At 38.2% G+C, this 23,904-nt stretch carries 21 protein-coding genes, 1 tRNA gene, 1 rRNA gene and 1 pseudogene; 17 read left to right on the top strand and 7 right to left on the bottom strand.

Annotated elements, in window-relative coordinates; all coding sequences use genetic code 11:
- Both QZ413_RS00265 and QZ413_RS00270 read left to right on the top strand, forming a co-directional pair.
- A pseudogene (locus QZ413_RS00265) lies at positions 1–573 on the top strand (NADP-specific glutamate dehydrogenase); the annotation flags it as partial.
- 97 nt (positions 574–670) lie between these two features.
- Positions 671–2,017: a glucose-6-phosphate isomerase gene (locus tag QZ413_RS00270; RefSeq protein WP_297074450.1), complete on the top strand. Its 1,347-nt coding sequence runs from the start codon at positions 671–673 to the stop codon at positions 2,015–2,017.
- Positions 2,018–2,178: 161 nt separating this feature from the next.
- On the opposite strand, the gene QZ413_RS00275 is transcribed toward QZ413_RS00270, so the two are convergent.
- From QZ413_RS00275 to QZ413_RS00295, 5 genes are all read right to left on the bottom strand, one after another.
- A complete protein-coding gene (locus tag QZ413_RS00275; RefSeq protein WP_297074452.1) occupies positions 2,179–2,331 on the bottom strand; it encodes a hypothetical protein in 153 nt (50 codons plus the stop codon).
- Between the two features lie 141 nt (positions 2,332–2,472).
- Positions 2,473–4,266, bottom strand: coding sequence for a glycerophosphodiester phosphodiesterase (locus tag QZ413_RS00280; protein ID WP_297074453.1), 1,794 nt, complete (start codon positions 4,264–4,266; stop codon positions 2,473–2,475).
- Between the two features lie 54 nt (positions 4,267–4,320).
- A complete protein-coding gene (locus QZ413_RS00285) occupies positions 4,321–4,920 on the bottom strand; it encodes a TVP38/TMEM64 family protein (RefSeq protein ID WP_297074481.1) in 600 nt (199 codons plus the stop codon).
- A 112-nt stretch (positions 4,921–5,032) separates the two neighbouring features.
- Positions 5,033–5,497, bottom strand: a complete 465-nt coding sequence (locus QZ413_RS00290; RefSeq protein ID WP_297074455.1) for a threonine/serine exporter family protein — start codon at positions 5,495–5,497, stop codon at positions 5,033–5,035.
- Positions 5,494–6,252, bottom strand: coding sequence for a threonine/serine exporter family protein (locus QZ413_RS00295; RefSeq protein ID WP_297074457.1), 759 nt, complete (start codon positions 6,250–6,252; stop codon positions 5,494–5,496). The genes QZ413_RS00290 and QZ413_RS00295 overlap by 4 nt, the downstream gene beginning before the upstream one ends.
- A 183-nt stretch (positions 6,253–6,435) precedes the next feature.
- Here QZ413_RS00295 and QZ413_RS00300 point away from each other — a divergent pair, with 183 nt between their 5' ends.
- From QZ413_RS00300 to QZ413_RS00315, 4 genes are all read left to right on the top strand, one after another.
- The gene (locus QZ413_RS00300; RefSeq protein WP_297074459.1) at positions 6,436–6,993 is read left to right on the top strand and encodes a TetR/AcrR family transcriptional regulator; all 558 of its coding nucleotides are present in this window, start codon (positions 6,436–6,438) and stop codon (positions 6,991–6,993) included.
- Positions 6,994–7,075: 82 nt separating this feature from the next.
- Positions 7,076–7,162: transfer RNA gene (locus tag QZ413_RS00305), tRNA-Ser, on the top strand.
- A gap of 67 nt (positions 7,163–7,229) precedes the next feature.
- On the top strand, positions 7,230–7,553 hold the full coding sequence (locus QZ413_RS00310) for a multidrug efflux SMR transporter (protein WP_297074460.1): 324 nt from the start codon (positions 7,230–7,232) through the stop codon (positions 7,551–7,553).
- 13 nt (positions 7,554–7,566) lie between these two features.
- Positions 7,567–8,088, top strand: coding sequence for a DNA topology modulation protein FlaR (locus tag QZ413_RS00315; RefSeq protein WP_297074461.1), 522 nt, complete (start codon positions 7,567–7,569; stop codon positions 8,086–8,088).
- Positions 8,089–8,105: 17 nt separating this feature from the next.
- On the opposite strand, the gene QZ413_RS00320 is transcribed toward QZ413_RS00315, so the two are convergent.
- Positions 8,106–8,909, bottom strand: coding sequence for a Cof-type HAD-IIB family hydrolase (locus tag QZ413_RS00320; RefSeq protein ID WP_297074463.1), 804 nt, complete (start codon positions 8,907–8,909; stop codon positions 8,106–8,108).
- Positions 8,910–9,159: 250 nt separating this feature from the next.
- Here QZ413_RS00320 and QZ413_RS00325 point away from each other — a divergent pair, with 250 nt between their 5' ends.
- Both QZ413_RS00325 and QZ413_RS00330 read left to right on the top strand, forming a co-directional pair.
- On the top strand, positions 9,160–10,596 hold the full coding sequence (locus tag QZ413_RS00325; RefSeq protein ID WP_297074465.1) for an NCS2 family permease: 1,437 nt from the start codon (positions 9,160–9,162) through the stop codon (positions 10,594–10,596).
- Between the two features lie 122 nt (positions 10,597–10,718).
- Positions 10,719–11,912: a multidrug efflux MFS transporter gene (locus QZ413_RS00330; RefSeq protein ID WP_297074467.1), complete on the top strand. Its 1,194-nt coding sequence runs from the start codon at positions 10,719–10,721 to the stop codon at positions 11,910–11,912.
- Between the two features lie 52 nt (positions 11,913–11,964).
- On the opposite strand, the gene QZ413_RS00335 is transcribed toward QZ413_RS00330, so the two are convergent.
- Positions 11,965–12,144, bottom strand: a complete 180-nt coding sequence (locus QZ413_RS00335) for a YjzD family protein (protein ID WP_297074468.1) — start codon at positions 12,142–12,144, stop codon at positions 11,965–11,967.
- Positions 12,145–12,241: 97 nt separating this feature from the next.
- Here QZ413_RS00335 and QZ413_RS00340 point away from each other — a divergent pair, with 97 nt between their 5' ends.
- From QZ413_RS00340 to QZ413_RS00380, 9 genes are all read left to right on the top strand, one after another.
- Positions 12,242–15,544: a DNA polymerase III subunit alpha gene (locus QZ413_RS00340; protein ID WP_297074482.1), complete on the top strand. Its 3,303-nt coding sequence runs from the start codon at positions 12,242–12,244 to the stop codon at positions 15,542–15,544.
- Between the two features lie 140 nt (positions 15,545–15,684).
- Positions 15,685–16,647, top strand: coding sequence for a 6-phosphofructokinase (pfkA, locus tag QZ413_RS00345; RefSeq protein WP_297074470.1), 963 nt, complete (start codon positions 15,685–15,687; stop codon positions 16,645–16,647).
- A 67-nt stretch (positions 16,648–16,714) separates the two neighbouring features.
- Positions 16,715–18,481 carry a pyruvate kinase gene (gene pyk / locus QZ413_RS00350; protein ID WP_297074472.1) on the top strand — a complete coding sequence of 589 codons (1,767 nt, stop codon included), beginning with the start codon at positions 16,715–16,717 and terminating at the stop codon, positions 18,479–18,481.
- A 158-nt stretch (positions 18,482–18,639) separates the two neighbouring features.
- Positions 18,640–19,194: a DUF177 domain-containing protein gene (locus QZ413_RS00355; protein ID WP_297074473.1), complete on the top strand. Its 555-nt coding sequence runs from the start codon at positions 18,640–18,642 to the stop codon at positions 19,192–19,194.
- Positions 19,195–19,251: 57 nt separating this feature from the next.
- Positions 19,252–19,431, top strand: coding sequence for a 50S ribosomal protein L32 (gene rpmF, locus QZ413_RS00360; RefSeq protein ID WP_016184499.1), 180 nt, complete (start codon positions 19,252–19,254; stop codon positions 19,429–19,431).
- Positions 19,432–19,594: 163 nt separating this feature from the next.
- Positions 19,595–21,013, top strand: a complete 1,419-nt coding sequence (gene gndA / locus QZ413_RS00365) for an NADP-dependent phosphogluconate dehydrogenase (protein ID WP_297074477.1) — start codon at positions 19,595–19,597, stop codon at positions 21,011–21,013.
- A gap of 130 nt (positions 21,014–21,143) precedes the next feature.
- Complete coding sequence (locus QZ413_RS00370) at positions 21,144–21,830, top strand: response regulator transcription factor (RefSeq protein WP_297074478.1); 687 nt, start codon at positions 21,144–21,146, stop codon at positions 21,828–21,830.
- On the top strand, positions 21,830–23,323 hold the full coding sequence (locus QZ413_RS00375; protein WP_297074479.1) for a HAMP domain-containing histidine kinase: 1,494 nt from the start codon (positions 21,830–21,832) through the stop codon (positions 23,321–23,323). The genes QZ413_RS00370 and QZ413_RS00375 overlap by 1 nt, the downstream gene beginning before the upstream one ends.
- Before the next feature lie 516 nt (positions 23,324–23,839).
- Positions 23,840–23,904 (top strand): 16S ribosomal RNA (locus QZ413_RS00380); the annotation flags it as partial.

Below are 23,904 nucleotides of genomic sequence, written 5' to 3' on the forward strand. Positions count from 1 at the left end.
ATCAGTTGCTCAGACTCAAATGGATTTGTGATCGACGAAGAAGGAATCGATGTAGCCTTATTAAAAGACATCAAAGAAGTACGCCGTGAGCGCTTGACTGAATATGTCAAAGAACGTCCGTCAGCGAACTACTACGAAGGCTCATTATGGGACAACCATGAAGTAAAAGCTGATCTAGCCTTTCCATGTGCCACTCAAAATGAAATCAATGAAACTGCAGCACAAAAACTAATTGATGCTGGGGTAACAGTTGTTTCTGAAGGTGCGAACATGCCGGTGACGTTACCAGCAGCGAATCAATTGATCGCATCTGGCGTATACTATTGTCCAGGTAAAGCAGCGAATGCTGGTGGGGTTGCAGTATCGGCTCTAGAGATGAGTCAAAACAGCCAGCGCTTGCAATGGTCATTTGAAGAAGTGGACCAACAATTAGATGAAATCATGAAAAATATCTATGAAACTTGTCGTGATACAGCAGAAACTTTCAAGCAAAAAAATAATTTTTTAGTTGGCGCAAATATTGCAGGCTTTGAAAAAGTTGCTAAAGCAATGCTTGCGCAAGGACTTGTCTAGTTTGACCAAATAGGCGGTGTATCAAGATTTACTTGCCAATTTTAGCAAAAAAAAGTAAAGTAATACTTGTAGTGAAATCAACCCTAGGAGGATGAACATGACACATATTACATTTGATTATTCGAAAGTAGCTCCATTTATTAATGAACATGAATTAGGTTACATGCAATCACAAGTAACCGCTGCCGACAAATTATTACGTGAGGGTACAGGACCTGGTAGCGATTTTCGTGGTTGGTTAGATTTACCTAAAGCATATGATAAAGCAGAATTTGCGCGCATCAAAGAAGCCGCTAAAAAAATCCAATCTGATTCAGAAGTATTAGTCGTCATTGGGATTGGTGGATCTTATTTAGGTGCTCGTGCTGCAATTGAATTTTTACAAAATACGTTTTATAATGTGTTGCCAAAAGAAGAACGCAAAACACCGCAAATCTTTTTTGCCGGCAATTCGATTTCATCAACTTATTTAGCAGATTTAATCGAAGTGATCGGTGATCGCGATTTCTCTGTGAATGTGATTTCAAAATCAGGTACCACAACGGAACCTGCCATCGCATTTCGTGTGTTTAAAGAATTATTGATCAATAAATATGGTAAAGAAGAAGCCAATAAACGTATTTATGCGACAACCGATAAAGCGCGTGGTGCGGTAAAAGTGGAAGCGGATGCGGAAAACTGGGAAACATTCGTGATTCCAGATGATGTTGGTGGACGTTTTTCTGTCTTGACTGCTGTTGGGTTATTGCCGATTGCAGCAAGTGGTGCTGATATCGATGCGTTGATGCAAGGGGCAGCAGATGCTTCTGAAGCGTATTCAAGTGATAAATTAGAAGAAAATGAAGCGTATCAATATGCTGCATTACGTAACATTTTATACCGTAAAGGAAAAGTAACAGAATTGTTAATCAATTACGAACCAGGAATGCAATACTTTTCTGAATGGTGGAAACAATTGTTTGGTGAATCTGAAGGAAAAGATCAAAAAGGAATCTATCCTTCAAGTGCAAACTTCTCAACTGATTTACATTCATTAGGTCAATTTATCCAAGAAGGTAACCGTAATATCTTTGAAACCGTCGTAAAAGTAGAAAATCCACGTAAATCTGTGAAAATTCCTGTACAAGATGCTGATCTTGATGGATTAGGCTATTTACAAGGAAAAGAAGTCGATTTTGTCAATACGAAGGCTTTTGAGGGTGTATTGTTGGCACATACAGATGGGGATGTACCAAACTTATTGGTTAAAATCCCTGCAATGGATGCGTACACTTTAGGCTACTTAATGTACTTCTTTGAAATCGCAGTGGGCGTATCTGGTTATTTGATGGGTGTCAATCCATTTGACCAACCAGGAGTAGAAGCATATAAGAAAAATATGTTTGCTTTATTAGGCAAACCTGGATTTGAAGAACTATCAAAAGAATTAAACGCTCGTCTATAAGCATTCAAATCATGAGAACTGTCGTATTGACGACGGTTCTTTTTTTTAAGCGGAGAGGAAAATTGGGCATAAAAATAGAGGTTATCTTTAGTATAGAACTAAACATAACCTCTATTGATAATGATCTTCAGACTGTCCACAAGTCATAGTTTGCATCCTCTCTATTTGTGCGCGTTTTTTAAGTTCGTGATTGCTTGTTCGATCGTCACACCAGAAGCAACGTGGTTTTCATCATGCGCATCAATAGCTAGAAACTCATTTTTCACAGAATCAAAAGCAATTCTGTATTCGATTGCAGCTTTTGTAAATGTCATGTCATAAGACCCCTTTCATTGTGATAATGCCGGTGTTTTAACACCGACATTAATGTACCACTTTTTAAATCGTTTTACAATTATATTTACTTATTTTTTTAAAAAAGATTAAAAAATATATAAGTGAATTTTCAGAATATTTTAACCAAATCCAACGACAAAGTAAGCTAGTTTGTCGGCATAAGTTTCTTCTTCATCTAGTTTTTTTGCTTGATTCAACAAGTCCATCCGGTCGGTGATGATGCCATCGACACCATAAAACATCATCCGTTCCATAGCGTTTAAATCATTAGGTGTCCAGACAAAGACTTGTTTGTGATCTTGATGCGCAGATGTGACAAATTGTGCAGTTAAGGTCGTCATTTCCATAACTAAAAAATCAGCATTCGTTTTAGGCGGTCCGATTAAATTAAACGGTAGGATATACCCAACGGTCAATTCGGGTGCTTTTTCTTTTAAGGTTTCAACGACCGTATAATTGAGCGATTGTACCAAGTGATGTTGTTCAATGATTTGTGTACGGTAGCGAGCTAGAAAGCGTTCGGCTACGCCTTTTTTATCTGTTTGTTGGGTCTTGATCTCAATCAATAATTTTTGATTCAATTGTTTGGCTTTTGCTAAATACTCATCAAAAGAGGCGATGGTACCTGTCTGACCATTTTCATTTAAGCGTAAGGATCGCGCTGTTTCAAGCGTATTTTCTTCAGGAACTAATCGTGTATTGGCTAAGTTGCGATAGGAAAAATCATGATAGACGATAAATTGATGGTCACTCGTTTCTTGCACATCCATTTCAATATAATTTGGATGGTACTCTGTTGATGTTTTACTTAAGCTTTCCAAAGTATTTTGGATCCCATTCCCGTTTGAAACGCCACGATGCGAGATCGTCAAGGGATTAGAAAGTTCCGCATTTTTTAAGTAATCGTAATTATATAAGCCGACTGAGATCCCAAATAGACTGGCGACTAGGGTGAGTCCGACCATTTGCCAACTAGAAAAAGCTTGTGTTGTCGTATCTGTGCTGACAAATAATTGCTGTGGAAGTCGTTGTTCTTGATCGAGTAATAAGATCATAAAATAAAAACTACTGATTGTCGTTAAAATAATGTTGATTAACAAAGCAGCTTGCATACAAAACATAATAAATACAGCAGCGATCAAAGCGTAATGTGGTAGATAGCGATCAAAGAGACTTTGGATCGATAACAGCACAATAAATGAAAGTGTATTGATTGCAACAATTGCAAAAGAGATACCTAAAAAGGTTAGAAAAATGATCAAAAAACGTTTCTTGGTGAGCTGCCAACTGATTGCGATGGCCTCACGGACTTTTTTATTGTTTAAAATAAGTTCAGGAAGTACGAATAAAAAACGAATCCCGAGATAAAGAAGCGATAGATATACAAGTGCAAAACTCACGATCACGCTGACACGATTGGCGAAGATATAATCCATAATAAAGGCTGGAATCTGAATTTTAGCGAGTAAATCTGAACGAAAATTGAAACTACCGATCGGTAACAGCAAGACAAAATAAAGTAGGAAAAAGAAAAGTACACTAATCCGCACTTTTTTTAACTGTTGGCTACTTAATCTCAATAATTGTGTCAGTTTAACATATTGTTTTTTTTGAATGAAGTACATACTAAAGAGTAAAAATGTAAATTCAAAAAACACAGCTAATAAAATCAAGACACCAACAAGTAATAAACTTACCAACACGATGGGGTGTTTTGTGATAAGTGTTGGAAATTGTTCAAGCGAAAGGTAGGTGATATTCCCAGATGATAAAATAAATTTTACCGTTGCAGTCAGTCCCGGGATGATGACAAAAAGTAGTAACCCGTGGACGACAAGTACGTCTCGAAATGAGCGATGACTTTGTTTTAAAAAACGAAATGTGAGTTGCAGTTGCTGACGGAGTAATTGCATATAAATCCCTTCCTTACATTAGAATAAAAGACGCCACACAATGTGACGTCTGGTTTACGTAGCAAGTAGCCCTGATAAAAGATGTCCTCCATAAATCAATGCTAAGCTGTATAGATAAATCGAAAAAGGTTTGGCAAGCAAAATGATCAATGTGTACTGTTTAGTACTCATTTTTGTCAAACCCGCCATTAAACACAAGACATCGTCTGGTGCTACAGGTAAAAAAATAGCAATGGCAAATAATTTTGCAAAACGATTGTCATTTTCTAGCCAACGTGAATATTTTGCAAAAGTGGCATCACTGACAAAGCTCAAGATGAACGATTTTCCATATTTTCTAGCCAATAAGAAAATAATGATCGATCCCAAACAGATTCCTACATAATTGTAAATAAACCCAGCATAAGGACCAAAAATCAAAACACCCGCAGCAGTCGAGATTCCACCTGGAATAATCGGAACAACGACTTGAATGATTTGGATAAAGATAAAAATAAGTGGCCCTAAAATAACCGAATCGCCAACCAACCCACGCATCGAATCTAGATCTTGGAAGACACCTAAACGATAAAGATAGATCGCAAAGATTATCGAGACCCCAATCCCTGCAATCGATAGACTATTCATGATTTTTCTAGAAACTGCAACGTTCATAAGCCACTCCCCTTTAAGTTCTATCATAAACGAAAACCTCATTAAAAAGCTATTCAAACTCTTTCAAACGAGTAAACTTTACGTATTTTTAGTATACGTGATCATTGCATTGCTAACCTCGTCCTTTAGACGGATTCTTATACTTTTGTTGCCATTGTAACACGATATTTTCAACTAAACTTGTTAACATAAACGCAGCCGCAATCGCACCAGAGGTCAAAATCACGATGACAACATATTGAAACCCATTAGAAGAGTTCCCGAGTACGAATTCACGTACGGCTTGGTAAGCTGGCCCTCCAGGAACTAAGGGGACGATACTAGGAATTGAAAAAATAATAACAGGCATTTTTTTGTATCGCGAAAAATAGATACTAAAAATTCCAATCAAAAAGGCAGCAATAAAATTCGAAGAGCCAATGCCAAAGTCGTTTTGGCGCATCAGCAAAAAGACACACCAACCAATCATTCCGGTAATACCACAGCCATTTAAAGCACGTCTTGGTACATTCGTTAGTACGCCAAAGCCGACAGTACAAAAATAACTAAATGCGATTTGAATCAACCAATAGATCATATTAAACCTCCTAAAAGGGTAAGGACCGTTGCAATTCCGATTGCGATGGCAGAAGCGACGATGACGGCTTCAACGCCTCGCGCTTGCCCACTAATCATATGTCCTGCAAAAATATCACGAAATGAATTCGTGATCGCCACACCAGGAACAAGAGGCATAACGGCACCAATAATAATGTGATCGGGGGTAACTTGGTCGAAAAAATGGGCAAAAAGAATGGCCAAGACACCAATAATAAAGGCTGCAAAAAACATATCGAAAAAGCGCATGGTCACGTGCTTCTTGATCCAAGTTGCACTATAAAAGCCGATCATACCTACGATAAACGTTGGAATAAATTCAAACCAAGTCCCACCGAATACATACATCAAGGTGCTACTGACGACTCCAGCTCCCAAGACTTGTAACCAAAATGGGAAGGTCGGTGTATCTGGATTCACACGTTTTAATTGTGCATTTAATGTAGGAAGATCGATTTTTTTTTCTGCAAACTCACGAGATAATCGATTGACCGCCACGACTTTTTCTAAGTTGATGATGCGATCTCCTACGTTTTCGACTTGAGTAAAATGATCGTTGCGCAAGCTCATAAAAATACCAGTAGCCGTCACATAACTCACGCTATTGACCTCACCAGCATTTTTAGCAATGCGTTCCATCGTGTCTTCTACACGATAGACTTCAGAACCATTTTCCATCATAATTCGACCAGCTAACAAGCAAGTCTCGATTAAAAGGTCTTTTGGATTTGACATAATACACTCCTTGATAATAACGATTTAGTTGTAGTGTACAGTGTATTAAAAAAAGGCACAAGCCTTTTTCTTGATAAAAAAATCAGAAAAATAACAATTTATATTTGCTTTTTTCGCGTTATCTTTTAGAATAAGAGTAGGAAGAGTTTTTTTTAATATTCTTTTCACGCTAGGAGGGAGTTTATGCGCCATAAGGTTTATACAAGAGAACAGATTCTTCGCGCGGCCTTTAATCTTGCGGCTGATAGCGGGTTTGACCATTTTACTGCTCGGAATATTGCAAAAAAAATGGGTGGCTCGACACAACCGATTTATTTTCATTTTGAAAGTATGAAAGATTTAAAAGTTGCGTTAATTAAGTGGATTCAAGAAGATATGATTCAAAAAATGAACGAGATCCCAGAATCTGAAGACTTGTTGTTAGATGTATGCACGACGTATATCGATTTTGCACGCTTGTATCCAAAAGTATTCAATGCGTTGTATTTCGATAACTCTGGATCAGGAAAAATGCTGTATAGACGGTCACTAGAAGAATTTAAGCACATTATCACCTCACACAAAAAAATGCAAAGCTTAACAGAACGCCAAATCAGCCGGATGCATGACGGGATTTGGATGGCAGTCACAGGAATTGCGCAATTACGTAAAGCGGGAATCATTGAGCCTACGCGTGAACAACAAGCTGTGATCATTGATGAAGTTATTGAATCTGTATTAAAAGACGAGAAAAATAAGTAAACGACAGAAGGTGGTGCAAAACGGGGCTGCCTTCTGTTTTTAGCTTGACAAATGAATCGAAAAGTAGAAAAATAAAGACAACGGAGAGTTGGCAGAGTGGTAATGCACTGGACTCGAAATCCAGCGAGCCGGGATAACCGGTGCACGGGTTCAAATCCCGTACTCTCCTTATAGTCACACGTCGTTAGGTTTCTGATGACGTGTGTTTTTTGTGTCAAAAGAAAGTGAGGAACATAATGGGGTACGTCTATCTGTCATTAGCCATCATCAGTGAGGTAATTGCTACGAATCTTCTTAAAGCATCACAAGGTTTTACAAAAACGACAATAGCACTAGCAAGTCTGGTGATTTATGCGGTATGTTTTTACTGTCTATCCAAAAGTTTAGCCTATATTCCGTTAAATGTAGCCTATGCATTGTGGGGGGCGATTGGTATTTTATTGATCACCTTGTTTTCGGTGGTCATTTGGAAAGAACAAGTCAATCTACCCACGATAATCGGCTTAGCGATGATCATTATCGGTACGTTATTGGTAAATTATTTTGGTTCAAGCCATTAAAAGGAGAAAACAGATGAAATTAATTGTTATGGGGTATAGTGGCAGCGGGAAATCGACGTTGACCAAGCAACTGGCGAGTACGTATTGCTTACCGGCACTCTACTTAGATCAAGTACACTTTGAGTCTGACTGGAAAGAGCGAGACCAAACAGCTGCATTAAAAATAGTTCAATCGGTTATGCAACAAGAGGATTGGATAATCGATGGCAATTATCGCCAGTTTTATTATGAAGAGCGTCTAGTGCAAGCCGATCATATTTATTTGTTATTGTTCTCGCGCTTTCAGTGCCTTCTTCGTGTGATCAAACGGACGGTAAAGTATCACGGAAATGTCCGACCGGATATGGCTGAGGGCTGTCCGGAACGATTTGATTTAGCCTTTATCTGGTGGATTTTGTATGAGGGGAGAACACGATCTAGAAGAAAAGCATTCCAAAAGATTGCGACGATGTATCCGAATAAAGTGAGTGTTGTGAAAAGTCAAAAACAATTAGACAAAATATATCAAACGATAAAAAAAGCTGGTCCCAATTAGGAATCAGCTTTTTTTGTTTATAAAGAAAGATAGCGTTCTAAGTAATCGGCAAGACCATCTTCTTGATTGGTTTTTCTCGTTTGGTCATTAGCAACGGCTTTTAATTGATCCGTTCCATTTTTCATCGCTACGCCCCAACCGGCGTATTCAAGTAATTCTAGATCATTATGTTCATCACCAAAAGCAATCACGTCTTGTTGGCGGATGTTTAAAGAATTCGCAATAATGTCCACACCCATTGCTTTTTGTACACCTTTAGGTACGACTTCTAAAATCGCATTTGGACCGCCCCAAGTCCGTACATCGATTTCATCATCAAATTGATGCATCAATTCTTTTGAAACATCAGCTGCAAATTCGTGCTGTGTTTTCAATAAAAGCGAAGTAGGATTTGTACGTAAATGTTTAAATAGATGTTGTTCTGTGATTTGTTCTGTAGCAAAAAAACGAGGCTCGACACCTTCGATTTGGTCGACATAAAAAGATTCACGATTTTCGGCTGCAACAAAATCTAGATTCAGTTCTTTTTTCTTTTCTAAAATCGAAAATGCGATGTCCCGATCGATTGAATGTTCTGATTCATAAGGCCAATTTTGTTCAGGTAAGTGAACCAAAGCGCCATTAAAGTTGACCATTGGTGAATCGAGTTGTAATTGGCGATAAAATTGCTCACTCATACGATACGGTCTGCCCGTTGCAATACTTACAATGTGACCTGCTTTACGAGCCTTTTGCAATACGTCTTGTGTACGTTTAGTGATCAGTGAGTCGATGTTTAACGTTGTTCCATCTAAATCAATAGCAATTAATTTCTTTGTCATATTTTAGATCCTTTCTCATGTGTTCAAATATTAGATTAGTTTACCATAATAAACAGAAATAACAAGTAATAACTCTAGTGGTTTCGATAAAACACGAACATTTAAGTGAGTTTTTAGCGTAAAAGTAAATATTGTGTTGTTTTATTTAAATGAGATGATTATAATCAAACGAGTCAGGGGATATACACGAACAAAAGCGGTGAAAAAAGATAAGATGTTTGTGTTTAAAACAGCATATAGGAGTGTAGAGATGGAAAAGTTTTTTAAATTGAAAGAAAATCAAACAACAGTTTCGACTGAAATAATGGCTGGGGTCACGACCTTTTTTGCAATGAGTTATATTTTATTTGTCAATCCGTCATTATTATCACAAACAGGAATGCCATTTCAAGCAGTCTTTTTAGCAACAGTGATTGCGTCAATGATTGGGACTTTGATCATGGGGCTATTTGCGAATGTTCCTTATGCACAAGCACCGGGTATGGGATTAAACGCCTTTTTCACGTTCACGGTAGTCATCGGCTTAGGGTATTCATGGCAAGAAGCACTTGCGATGGTCTTTATTTGTGGGTTGATCAACATTTTTATTACGATCACTAAGATTCGTAAGTTAATTATTCATTCGATTCCTGAAAGTTTGCAACATGCAATCGGTGGAGGGATTGGAATCTTTGTAGCGTACGTTGGATTAAAGAATGCGAACTTGATCAACTTTTCTGCTAGTGGCACGACGATTACCGATGGCACAGTGGTAGATGGAACTGTTGCCGCAGTGTCGATGAATGGTGGGATCGTACCTGCTTTAGCAAATTTCAACAATCCAGATATCTTGCTTGCATTGATTGGGTTATTTATCATGATGGCACTAGTTGTGGCGAATGTACGTGGTGCTGTGATCATTGGGATCATTGTGACGACGATTATTGGGATCCTAATGGGTGTAGTTGATTTAAGCGCAGTTAATTGGAAAGCTGATTCACTAGGCAATTCATTTAAAGAGTTAGGGACAACATTTGGTGCAGCATTTGGTGAAAACGGAATGCAATCTTTATTCCATGATTCTGCACGGATTCCCCAAGTGATCTTGACGATCATCGCATTTAGTTTGTCTGATACGTTTGATACAATTGGAACCTTTATTGGAACTGGTCGTCGTACAGGAATCTTCTCAAAACAAGATGAAGCAGCTTTAGAAGATGGGAACGGTCTGCATACGAAGATGGATCGTGCATTATTTGCTGATGCGATCGCTACATCGATTGGTGCAGTAGTCGGAACATCAAATACTACGACTTATGTCGAATCCGCAGCAGGTATCGGTGCAGGCGGACGCACAGGGTTAACTTCAGTTGTGGTAGCCGTGTTGTTTGCCATCAGTAGTTTCTTTTCTCCTTTAGTATCGATTGTGCCCAATCAAGCAACGGCTCCTGCTTTGATTTTAGTTGGAGTGATGATGTTGGCTTCATTTAAAGACATCAATTGGTCAGACTTAGAAGAAGCGTTACCTGCCTTTTTTGCCGCAATCTTCATGGGATTGTGTTATAGCATCTCGTATGGTATCGCAGCAGGGTTTATCGTCTTTTTAGTTGTAAAACTGATCAAAGGGAAAATTAAAGACGTTTCACCAGTAATTTGGGTAATCGATGCATTATTTATTCTAAACTTTATTATTTTAGCTATTCTATAGAGTAAAAAGCGCTCGTGATATACGAGTGCTTTTTATATGTATAAAATTAATGGTTTTCAGTTTTTTAGAGTTGTTTTTATTAGTAATTATAGGCTATAGTGGTAGGGAAAGAAGGTTTGTGTATGAGAGTAGACTGGAAGCGGAATTTATATATTTCATGGATTGGCTGTTTCTTTACAGGGGCTAGTTTTAGTTTAGTGATGCCCTTTATTCCCTTATATGTTGAGCAATTAGGTGCTCAAAAAAGTCAGGTAGAATTGTTTGCAGGATTGGCGATTTCGGTTACGGCTTTTGCCGCAGCGATCGTAGCTCCGATTTGGGGAACGTTAGCAGATCGCAAAGGACGTAGATTGATGATGATCCGTGCCGCAGCCGGTATGACATTGACGATGGGCTCTTTAGCCTTTGTTCCTAATGTGTATTGGTTACTCGTGATGCGTTTTTTCACTGGAGTTTTATCTGGATATATCCCAAATGCAACGGCTTTGATCGCGTCACAAGCACCAAAAGAAAAAAGTGGTTGGGCATTAGGGACACTAGCGACCGGTGCGATTGCGGGCAGTTTGATTGGTCCGTTGATGGGTGGAGTATTAGCTGAAGTATTTGGAATTCGCAATGTATTTTTGATCACAGGTACGGTATTATTGATCACGTTGTTATTAACGATCTTTGCTGTCAAAGAGGACTTTGAACCAGTAGAAAAACATGATATGTTATCGATGCGCGAGATTTTAGGTCAAATGAAAAACGTGCGTTTGTTATTTGGTTTATTTTTAACGTCGTTGATTATTCAATTAGGAATTACGAGTATTAGTCCAATCTTAACGTTATACATTCGTTCATTGAGTAAAGATCCGCAAAATGTTTTGTTTACAAGTGGTGTGATCGTCTCGATCGCAGGTGTTTCAGCGATGATCTCTTCACCGATACTTGGAAGATTAGGAGATCGAATCGGCAATCATAAAGTGTTAATGGGAGGATTATTATTCTCATTGATTTGTTTTATTCCGATGGGGTTTGTGCAAAATCCGTTTCAATTAGGTGTGCTACGCTTTTTACTTGGGTTTTCAACAGGGGCGTTGATGCCTTCAGTAAACACATTGATTAGTAAAATCACTCCTGCTGAGGGTGTGAGTCGTATTTATAGCTATAACCAAATGTTTAGTAACTTTGGTCAAGTACTAGGTCCGATGGTTGGATCGACAGTAGCGTATAGTTTTGGGTATTCTGCAGTATTTTGGGCAACGAGCGCTTTTGTTGTGGTGAATATCGTCATTTCTTTTTTGAATTTCCGCAAAGGTGTTCGCTACCATTAAAGATTGAAATATAAAAAAAACCAGTTACAATAAAGTAACTGGTTTTTTCTATTTAAGAAGTGGCTTTTTTATCGGTACCTAGTATACCAAACAAGATAATGACTACTGCGACAAATAAAGAGACGAACAAAGAACTAGTAAAATCATAGGGTTGAGTCATTAATGAACTTCCCAAATAACCTACGACTTGGCCTAAGACTAAAGTCCAAAACAACGTAACAATGTAACGCATCGCGATTCCTTCTTTCTTGAACGGTTTTCGCTTTAAGTGTACCACAAAATAAAATGTTGTAAAGAATTCTAGAATGAAAATTAAAGGGGAGATCTCAATGTATATTCCATTGATTACACGCTCTGCTTATTCCTTGTTATCCAGTACGATCCGTATTGAAGAGTATGTTGAAAAAGCCCATTCTTTAGGCTACACACACCTTGGGCTATGTGACATTGAGACAGTACATGGTTTTGTTGAATTTCAACAAGCTTGTCATGCTGTCGACATTGTACCGGTATTTGGCGTCAGTTTGTCTTATATGTCGAATGCGACACAAAAAACATATTCTATTCACGCGTTTGCAACAAATCAAGCCAGTTATCAAGCATTATTGAAGTTATCTAGTCAAGCGATGACCGAACAATCGTGGACGGCTTCTGAGGCATTGGCTGATGTGACTGTGATTTTGGAAGAAGACAATGAGTGGTTTGATTGTCTGGATCAAAAGCTAGATGTAAATCAAATTTTATTTGGACCAATGTTTGATCCTTCGCGTTTGTTCATCGGAATCAAACAAAAACATCAAGAGCCACGATATACACCGTTTTTAGAACGTGTAAAAGCGTTAAATCTAAAACCTGTCGCGATTGAGCCCTTGCATAGTCTCACTCAAGATGAATCGTTGACGATCCGTGTATTGCAAGCTATTGCGCATGGAGAGAAACTAGATAGCCAAACCATCGCAGAAGAAACAACAGTGAAAAGCACAGGGTTAGTTGCACCAGATGTGTGTGAAGAACGATTTGCATTTTTACCCGAAGCAATCACCAATTTTCAACTATTGTGCAAACAGGCGGTATCGATTCCGCTGCATCAAACCTATTTACCAAAGTATCCATTAAAGGAACAGACGGCTGCTGACTATCTAAAAAGTCTGTGTATCAAAGGTCTAGCCTTTCGGAAACTAGAACATCAATCCGTCTATCAAGAGCGACTCGATTATGAGTTAGATGTGATCCATAGCATGGGATTTGATGATTATTTTTTGATCGTATGGGACGTTATGGATTTTGCGCACCGACAAAAAATAGTGACTGGCGCAGGAAGGGGTTCAGCAGCGGGATCACTTGTAGCTTATCTGCTTCGGATTACCGAAGTCGATCCAATCGTTTACGATCTCCTATTCGAACGTTTTTTAAATCCAGAACGTTATTCTATGCCGGATATTGATTTAGATATTCCAGACAACCATCGTGAAGAAGTACTAGAGTATGTACAAAAAACTTACGGAGCCGATTATGTAGCGCAAATCGCGACGTTTGGCACGATGGCGGCGAAGATGGCATTACGTGATGTTGGCCGTGTATTTGGTTTATCACAAAGCGAAGCCAATCGTTGGTCAAATGCTTTACCGAATCGGTTGAAAATCACGCTTGAACAAGGGTATCAAGAATCGAAAACATTTCGTGAGTTAGTTGAGATGAGTGAACGTAACCAACTGATTTACCAGATCGCACGTTCCATCGAAGGCTTACCCCGTCATGTTTCGACACATGCGGCTGGTGTGGTGATTAGCGATCAAAAATTATGGGAGATCGTGCCATTGCAATCGGGAAATAATGGGATCTATTTAACGCAATGGACGATGTATGCAGTGGAAGCAGTTGGCTTATTGAAGATGGATTTTTTAGGATTACGTAACTTATCGATCATTGATGAAACCTTGCGAGGCATCGAATATCTCACAGGAAACGCATTGACACAAGCACAAATCCCTTTAGATGACGATGATACTTATGCTTTGTTTCAATCAGGAGAAACTTCAGGGATCTTTCAGTTTGAATCAAGCGGGATCAAGCAAGTGTTGAAAAAACTCGGTCCTGAAACTCTAGAGGATCTAGCGGCCGTCAATGCGCTATATCGCCCAGGACCTATGCAAATGATCGATACGTTTATCGCACGTAAGAAAGGGCAAGAAACGATCACGTATCCAGATGATAAATTGGAAACGATCTTGCGCCCGACCTATGGTGTCATGGTCTATCAAGAACAAATTATGCAAGTGGCGTCGAAATTAGCTGGATATACATTAGGTCAAGCCGATTTATTACGACGTGCGATCGGAAAGAAAAAACGCGATATTTTAGAGATGGAACGTACGCATTTTTATCAAGGAGCAAAAGAAAATGGCGTTTCAAGTCAAACGGCTGCGGTAGTATATGAATATATCGAACGCTTTGCAGATTACGGATTTAACCGTTCCCATGCCTTTGCCTATTCGATCATTGGGTATCAAATGGCTTACTTGAAAGTACATTATCCAGCTGCTTTTTTTAAAGCATTAATGCAAACAGCACAGCATCAGCCTAAAAAAATCCGTGACTACGCTAATGAAGCCAAACGTTATCGTGTAGAGTTAGAAAAACCGATGATTAATACGAGTTTTGCAAGCTTTCAACTAGTCAAACCAAATGGGATTCGTTTTGGCTTGTCTAGTGTTAAAGGGATGCGACGTGATTTTGTACAAGCAATCATTGACGAACGCCAAGCTAATGGTCATTTTCGTTCATTTGATGAATTTTTATTACGGATGCAAAAAGATCATGCCCGTTTTTTAAAAGAAGAGACGTTGCGTCCATTACTACAGATTGGAGCCTTTGATACACTAGTTGGCAATTGTCGTCAAGCAGTAGAAGAGCTTTCTGGCCGTTTACAAAATTTAGAATTTAGTGCGGGCAGTCTTGAGTTGCTTCAAATGATGCCCTTAAAAGGTGCAGAAGTTCCAGATTATACTAAAGAAGAACGTTTGGCATTTGAAGAAGAATATTTAGGCTTTTTCGTGACAGGGCATCCGTTAGATCGTTATCAGAGTTTACTCAAAACATTTCAAGCGACAGCGATCAGTGAGGTTGTAGTTAACCAACAAGTTAAAGTATTAGGACACTTAACCACAAGTCGTGAGATCCGCACGAAAAAAGGAGAAAAGATGGTCTTTTTAGAGATTATGGATCAGACAGGAGAACTTTCTGTAACCGTATTTCCGGAATTGTACCGTACAAAACGTGGACTACTAGAAATGGAGCAAGCTTATTTGATCGAAGGCAAAATCGAGCGCAGTTCGTTTAATCAACAACTTCAATTAATCGCTAGAAAAATCGAGCGTGCAGATGAGTTACTGGCTACATTGAAACAAGCAACTTGCTTTTTACGCATCACAGCACCTTTGAATACACCAAAACGTTTAAAAGAGTTAGCTGATTTATTGGAACGATTTCATGGAACAACACCCGTAATCATGTATTATGAAGCACAAAAACAACAAAAAATGTTAGAAGAACGATTTTGGATCGATCCAACACCAAAAGCACTTGAACAAATTCAAGAGTTGATAGGAAATGAAAATGTTGTTTTCAATTAGTTTTTCAAATTAAAGCGCATTATTTGACTTTTTTCATGTTATTTCAAGACATTCAAAGAGAAAAATGGTAGAATACTGTTTGTGGTTAAAGCAAAAGAATTGAGAATCTAACCAAATAAACTAATGAGGTGAATACGTAGATGAAACGCATCGGAATCTTAACCAGTGGTGGAGATGCACCAGGGATGAATGCGGCAATTCGCGCAGTGACTCGTAAAGCGATTTACGAAGGAATTGAAGTTTATGGAATCAATTATGGATATGCAGGACTAGTAGCCGGAGATATCCGCCGCTTAGATATTCCAGATGTTGGGGATAAAATCCAACGTGGTGGAACATTCTTATACTCTGCACGTTATCCTGAATTTGCGACTGAAGAAGGTCAATTAAAAGGGATCGAGCAATTGAAAAAATTTGGAATCGAAGGATTGGTTGTCATTGGTGGCGATGGGTCATACCATGGTGCAATGGCGCTGACAAAACGTGGCTTTCCAGCTGTAGGAATTCCAGGAACGATTGATAATGATATTCCAGGAACTGATTTTACGATTGGATTTGATACAGCAATCAATACAGTATTAGATGCATTAGACCGTATTCGCGATACAGCGACTTCTCATGTTCGTACATTTGTAATTGAAGTAATGGGACGTGGAGCTGGTGATATTGCGCTTTGGGCAGGTGTTGCTGGTGGAGCAGATGAAATTATTATTCCTGAACACGAATTCGATATGAAAGAAGTTGCTCGACGTATTCAAGAAGGACGCGATCGTGGGAAGAAACATTGCTTGATCGTATTAGCCGAAGGTGTAATGGGTGGAAACGAATTTGCTGAAGAACTATCAAAATATGGGGATTTCCATACGCGTGTGTCGATTTTAGGACATATCGTACGTGGTGGTTCACCTAGCGCGCGTGACCGCGTTTTGGCAAGTAAATTTGGTGGCTATGCTGTCGATTTACTAAAAGAAGGCAAAGGCGGCCTATGTGTCGGGATGTTAGACAATAAAGTTGTTGCAGCCGATATCATCGATACGCTAGAAAATAACAAACACAAACCAGATCTTTCACTTTACCAATTAAACCGTGAATTATCGGTTTAATCTTAACTTAGCTAAAAGTGGCATAAATGCCAATTTTAATAAACAATGAAGAGGAGCAAATCTTGCAATGAAAAAAACAAAAATTGTTAGTACATTAGGACCAGCAAGTAATACACTAGAGATCATCTCTAAATTAATTGAATCAGGAGCAAATGTTTTCCGTTTCAATTTCTCTCACGGAGATCATCAAGAACAACTAGATCGTATGACTTTAGTTCGTGACGCTGTGAAAGCAACTGGTAAAGATGTTGCCATCTTATTAGATACAAAAGGTGCAGAAATCAGAACGACAGTTCAAGGAACAGAAAACGGCAAAATTGCATTTGCAATTGGCGATGTTGTACGCATTTCAATGGATGCTTCCTTAGAAGGAAACAAAGAAAAAATCGCAGTAACTTATCCAGGGCTATTCGACGACGTTCACGTTGGTGGACATGTATTATTCGATGATGGTTTAATCGATATGGAAATTACTGAAAAAGATGAAGCAAATCGTGAATTAGTAACGGTTGTTAAAAATGCTGGTCTGTTAGGTTCTCGTAAAGGGGTTAATGCGCCAGGCGTATCAATCAGCTTACCAGGGATCACTGAAAAAGATGCAGAAGATATTCGTTTTGGTTGTGACAACGATATCGACTTTATCGCAGCAAGTTTTGTTCGTAAAGCACAAGACGTATTAGAAATCCGTGAAATCTTAGAAGAAAAAGACATGACACATGTTCAAATCTTCTCTAAAATTGAATCTCAAGAAGGTATCGACAATATCGACGAAATCTTAAAAGTTTCTGACGGTATCATGGTTGCCCGTGGAGATATGGGTGTTGAGATCCCAGCTGAATTAGTTCCAATGGTTCAAAAAGATATCATCAAAAAATGTAACGCTGCTGGTAAATCAGTAATCACAGCGACTCAAATGTTAGAGTCTATGCAACACAACCCACGTCCTACACGTGCAGAAGCATCAGACGTTGCCAATGCTGTATTTGATGGAACAGATGCAACAATGTTATCTGGTGAATCAGCAAATGGTGAATACCCAATTGAAGCTGTTGAAACAATGGCTCGTATTGACCGTGAAGCAGAAAAAGCATTAAATCGCTTAGGTTCATTCCAAATCAATCAATTTGATAAAACAGACGTTACTGAAACAATTGGGTTATCTGTTGCTCGTGCAGCGAAAAACTTAAATGTTAAATGTATCGTAGCAGCGACTGAATCTGGTCATACTGCAAAAATGATTTCAAAATACCGTCCAGATGCAGATATCTTAGCAGTGACATTTGACGAACGTACAAAACGTGGTTTGATGTTAAACTGGGGCGTATTCCCAACTGTAACAGAAAAACCAAGTACAACAGATGAAATGTTTGAATTAGCTACGAAAAAAGCTGTTGAATTAGGTTTTGCTAAAGAAGGCGATTTGATCTTGATCACTGCTGGTGTACCAGTTGGTGAACGTGGAACAACAAACGTAATGAAAATCCAAATGATTGGTTCTAAATTGATCGAAGCACAAGGTGTGGGCGAACGCTCTGTAATCGCAAATGCTGTTGTAGCTTCAACTGCTGCTGAAGCAATTGCAAAAGCGCAAGATGGTATGGTATTAGTAGTACCAACTACAGATAAAGAATACATGCCAGCAATCGAAAAAGCTGCTGCATTAGTTGTAGAAGATGGTGGTTTAACTTCTCACGCAGCTGTTGTAGGGATCGCAAAAGATCTTCCTGTAATCGTAGGTGCTAAAGATGCAACTACAACAATCGTAGATGGAGAGTTAGTAACTGTAGATTCTCGTCGTGGAATTGTTTACCGTGGAGAAACAACTGCTATCTAATCGCTGAGGACAAAAGATTGCTTACGTTTAATCGTATGCAATCTTTTTCTTTGGTAAAAATACAGTGACAAAGAAGAAAAAAAGGTGTCAAGAAAAATACATTGACAAACCAATTTAAGCCCTGTATAATAACCTTTGTTGCTTAAGAGGTGGAAAAAATGAAATGGTCATTACAAGAATTATCTAAATATCGTGGTACACCACTAGAGTTTGATGAAACGTTGGACATAGTGGAACTATTGCGGAAAAAAGATTCGATGATTCAAAATGCTGATCCAGTTCGTGTAGTAGGATTCATTGCACCCAGTGAAGATTCCTATATTTTACATTATAAATTGGAGACTATTTTGGACATTCCATCAACCCGCTCACTTGAACTTGTTCGCTACCCATTGTCGTTTTCAGTCGATGAACTGTTTATGACACCGGAGCAGTTTCAGAAACGATCGGATGAAGTTGAAGCGCACGATGTTTTACTCATCGAAACGCAAACAATCGATCTGGATGAATCTGTAGCTGACAATATTGTACTTTCAATTCCGTTACAAATCTTAACAGAGGAAGAACAAAAAGGAAAAGAACTGCCATCTGGTCAAGGATGGACAGTGCTATCGCAAGAGCAATATCAAGAGGAAATGGAACAAGAGCAAGAAACAAAAGTAGATCCTCGTCTTGCGAAATTATCGGATTTGTTTAAAGAAGATAACGAGTAAGATTGGAATAAATCGCAATAATTTATTATTGCTTCTCATTACAAGGAGGTGTAAGACATGGCAGTACCAGCTAGAAGAACTTCAAAAGCAAAAAAGGCTAAACGCCGTACACACTACAAATTAACAATCAACGGTTTAAACGAATGTGCAAACTGTGGTGAAATGAAGAAAAGCCATCACGTATGTTCAAATTGCGGACACTACGATGGTAAAGATGTAGCTTCAAAAGAAGCATAAGTCATTTTTTAGAGAAAATGATTCTCAAACCCAAGGCTAACCATGGAGCCTTGGGTTTATTTTTTTGTTTTCAAAAGATTGCGACTACGATAGTTTCTTTAATAAAGATTTTACGTTATAATAAAAGAGAAATTTGTATTGATTGTAATTAGGAGGAATGTACATGACGAAACAACAAATCGGCGTTGTCGGAATGGCTGTAATGGGTAAAAACCTGGCTTTGAATATTGAAAGCCGTGGCTATTCTGTTGCGTTATACAACCGCACAGGTTCAAAAACAGAAGAGGTTGTAGCAGAACATCCAGAAAAGAATTTAAAAGCTACTTATACAGTAGAAGAATTTGTACAATCGATTGAAAAACCACGTCGTATTGTAATGATGGTTCAAGCAGGTAAAGGAACGGATGCAACGATCCAATCTTTATTGCCTCATTTAGATAAAGGGGACATTTTGATCGACGGCGGAAATACATTCTTCAAAGATACGATTCGTCGTAGCGAAGCTTTAGCAGATTCTGGCATCAACTTTATTGGTGCAGGTGTTTCTGGTGGAGAAGAAGGTGCGCTAAAAGGCCCTTCAATCATGCCTGGTGGACAAAAAGAAGCGTATGAATTGGTTGCGCCGATCTTAAATGAGATTGCAGCTAAAGCAGAAGACGGAGAATCTTGTGTCACTTATATTGGACCAAATGGTGCAGGGCACTATGTTAAAATGGTACACAATGGAATCGAATATGGAGATATGCAATTAATCGCTGAATCTTATGACTTAATGCAAAACTTATTAGGCCTTTCTGTAGACGAAATGGCAGACATCTTCAAAGAATGGAATACAAGCGAATTGGACAGTTTCTTAATCGAAATTACAGCTGATATTTTGACGCGTAAAGACGATTTAGGAACAGGAAAACCAATTGTAGATGTGATTTTAGATGCTGCTGGTAATAAAGGAACTGGTAAATGGACAAGCCAAAGTGCATTAGATTTAGGTGTACCATTACCATTGATTACAGAATCCGTATTTGCTCGCTACATTTCAGCTTACAAAGACGAACGTGTTCAAGCAAGTAAAGTCTTAGCTAAACCTGAAATGAAATTTGACGGCGACAAACAAGAATTGGTTGAAAAAATCCGCGAAGCATTGTACTTCAGCAAAATCATGAGCTATGCGCAAGGATTTGCTCAATTACGTAAAGCGTCAAAAGAATACGATTGGGATTTACCATTTGGTGAAATCGCTAAAATATGGCGTGCTGGATGTATCATTCGTGCTCAATTCTTGCAAAAAATTACGGATGCATATGAAACAAATCCTGATATCGAAAACTTATTGCTAGATGATTACTTTAAAGATATCACTACAAAATATCAACAAGCAGTTCGTGACGTGGTTGCTCTTGCCGTTCAAGCAGGAGTTCCAGTACCAACATTCTCATCTGCTATTGCTTACTTTGATTCATATCGCTCAGAGCGTTTACCTGCAAACTTAATCCAAGCACAACGAGATTATTTCGGTGCACACACTTACGAACGTACAGACCGTGAAGGAATCTTCCACTATTCTTGGTATACAGAAGAATAATCAGTTGTTCAGAGTTGGCCCTAGACAAAAAGTTTAGGGTCAATCTCTTTTTTTATTGTCGTGTTCATGTTAAAATCGAACTGTTACCTTAAAAGCCGATGTATTTGAATAGAAGGGAAAAATTGAATAGATGAGCAATATTTTAATTATAGAAGATGAAAAAAACCTAGCTCGCTTTGTCGAATTAGAATTAAAACATGAAGGTTATACTACAGATGTTCATTATAACGGACGTACAGGACTAGACGCTGCCTTAAATAACGAGTGGGATGCGATTTTATTAGACTTGATGTTGCCGGAATTAAATGGATTAGAAGTTTGTCGTCGCATTCGCCAAGTGAAAAACACACCGATTATTATGATGACAGCACGCGACTCAGTAATTGATCGTGTTTCAGGACTAGACCATGGAGCAGATGATTATATCGTAAAACCTTTTGCGATCGAAGAATTACTTGCACGCTTACGGGCTTTATTACGTCGAATCGATATCGAAAGCGATAAAAATATTTCAAAACAAACAACCATTACTTACCGCGATTTAGTCATTGAAAAAGAAAATCGCGTGGTTCGTCGAGGATCTGAAGTGATCGAATTGACTAAACGTGAATACGAATTGTTATTGACGTTAATGGAAAGTGTGAATGTGGTCTTAGCCAGAGATGTGTTGTTAAACAAAGTTTGGGGTTATGAAACAGAAGTTGAAACGAATGTAGTCGATGTCTATATCCGTTACTTGCGAAACAAAATTGACGTGCCAGGCGAAGAAAGTTATATTCAGACTGTTCGTGGTACGGGGTATGTGATGCGTTCTTGATGAAAAAAAGTAAACAAGTAAAAGGACTGAAGGGGCTCTCTTTAACGATAAAGTGGGCCTTAGCCAGTTCTTTATTTATATTTGTCGTATTTACAGTCTTTGCAGTGATCACGTATAAATCTTCTATTAATCTATTTGTAGATAAAGAACGTAAAAATGCGGAACAGACAACAAATGAAGCTGTCTCTAGATTAGCTAACGCTGATCGCACGCTAAACTTAGTCGAAACGTATCGTAATTTAACCAATAGTAACAATGGTGAGAACAGTATCTATGATCGAACATCTACTATTGAAGGGATTTTGATGGATATTGATCCGTTTATTTCAGATTTAGGGCAACCAGAAGTTAGTCTATACGTCTATAATCTAGATGAAGAACTTGTTTTTAAAACACAAAAAGAAGATTTGTCTCTAGAGCAAACGAAATTGAAAAAGCCGACGATCATGAATATCAAGGGAAAAACAGGATTTATTACGATCAAACCGATCCAATCAAAAGATACGAGGGAAACAATTGGATACGTACAAACGTTTTATGAACTGACCTCGCTAGATGAAATCAAACAACGCTTATTGATCACTTTGTTGATTTTAGAAATTATTTCATTTGTATTGAGTAGTTTTTTAGGATATTTGCTGTCTGCTTATTTTTTAAAACCATTAAAAGTATTACGCGATACTATGGAAGAGATCCGAAAAGATCCACAATCAGATATCCATATGCCTGCTTTACAGACAAGTGATGAACTAGCAGACGTTGCTGAGATTTTTAATGAAATGCTCGATCGAATGCGTTCATATATTGAACAGCAAGAACAATTTGTCGAAGATGTCTCTCATGAATTACGGACACCAGTGGCAGTAATCGAAGGACACTTGCGCTTGTTAGATCGTTGGGGGAAAAATGATCCTGAAGTATTAGAAGAGTCTTTATCTGCTAGTATGCAAGAAATCAGTCGTATGAAAGTGCTTGTTCAAGAAATGCTAGACTTGTCTCGAGCTGAGCAAGTGGATGTGCACTACGCAAATGAAAGTTCAAAGGCCAAAGAAGTGGTTCATCAGGTATTCAATAATTTTAAAATGCTTTATCCAGAGTTTTTGTTTACGCTAGATGATGATCTAGCTGAAGAAAAAACAGTACGCATTTATCGCAATCATTTTGAGCAAATTTTAGTAATCATTATGGACAATGCAGTGAAGTATTCGACAGATCGTAAGGAAGTTCACGTTACGGTATCTTCTAGTCAAAAGATGCTAGAAATCGCCATCCAAGATTTTGGTGAAGGGATTTCTGAAGAAGATAAAGCAAAAATCTTTAATCGTTTTTATCGTGTAGACAAAGCTAGAGCGCGTACGAAGGGCGGTAATGGTCTAGGTTTAGCGATTTCTCAAAAATTGATTGAAAATTATAAAGGAACGATTCGGGTAGAAAGTATTTTACATCAAGGTACTATTTTTAGAATTCAATTGCCAATCGAAAAAAATATATAGAGCGTATGGATATTTTTCCATAGGCTCTATTTTTTTTTAGAAATCAATAAAAAGCACTTGCATTTTTGTTGATTACTTGTTATATTATTTCTTGTCGTTAAAACAATTCTTTGTCGTTTAATTAATAAAAAATTTTTAAACAAAAGAGTTGACTTTAAAAAAACAACATGATATTATAACAAAGTCGAAAAGATATTTGATTCGAAAACGTTGATTTAAAAATAAAAAAACGTTTGACAAATAACAAAAGACGTAGTAAGATATAGAAGTTGTTAAATCAGAAACGTAGTTCGAAATAAAAAACTTTTTTAAAAAAAAGATTGACATTCGAAACTTAATGAGTTATCATTAAGAAGTTGCTGAGGCGACAGATTAGACCTTTGAAAACTGAACAAAGCAAGCAAACGAACCAATAGTGTAAGGTGTTTCTATTTAGATAGAAGCAAAACAAAATAGCAAGCAGTAATGCGAGCGAAGTCAATTAAGAGCTTAACGATCTTAGATCGTTTCAAATTTTTTTATGAGAGTTTGATCCTGGCTCAGGACGAACGCTGGCGGCGTGCCTAATACATGCAAGTCGA

Source organism: uncultured Enterococcus sp., assembly GCF_913775425.1.
Taxonomy (GTDB): domain Bacteria; phylum Bacillota; class Bacilli; order Lactobacillales; family Enterococcaceae; genus Enterococcus_G.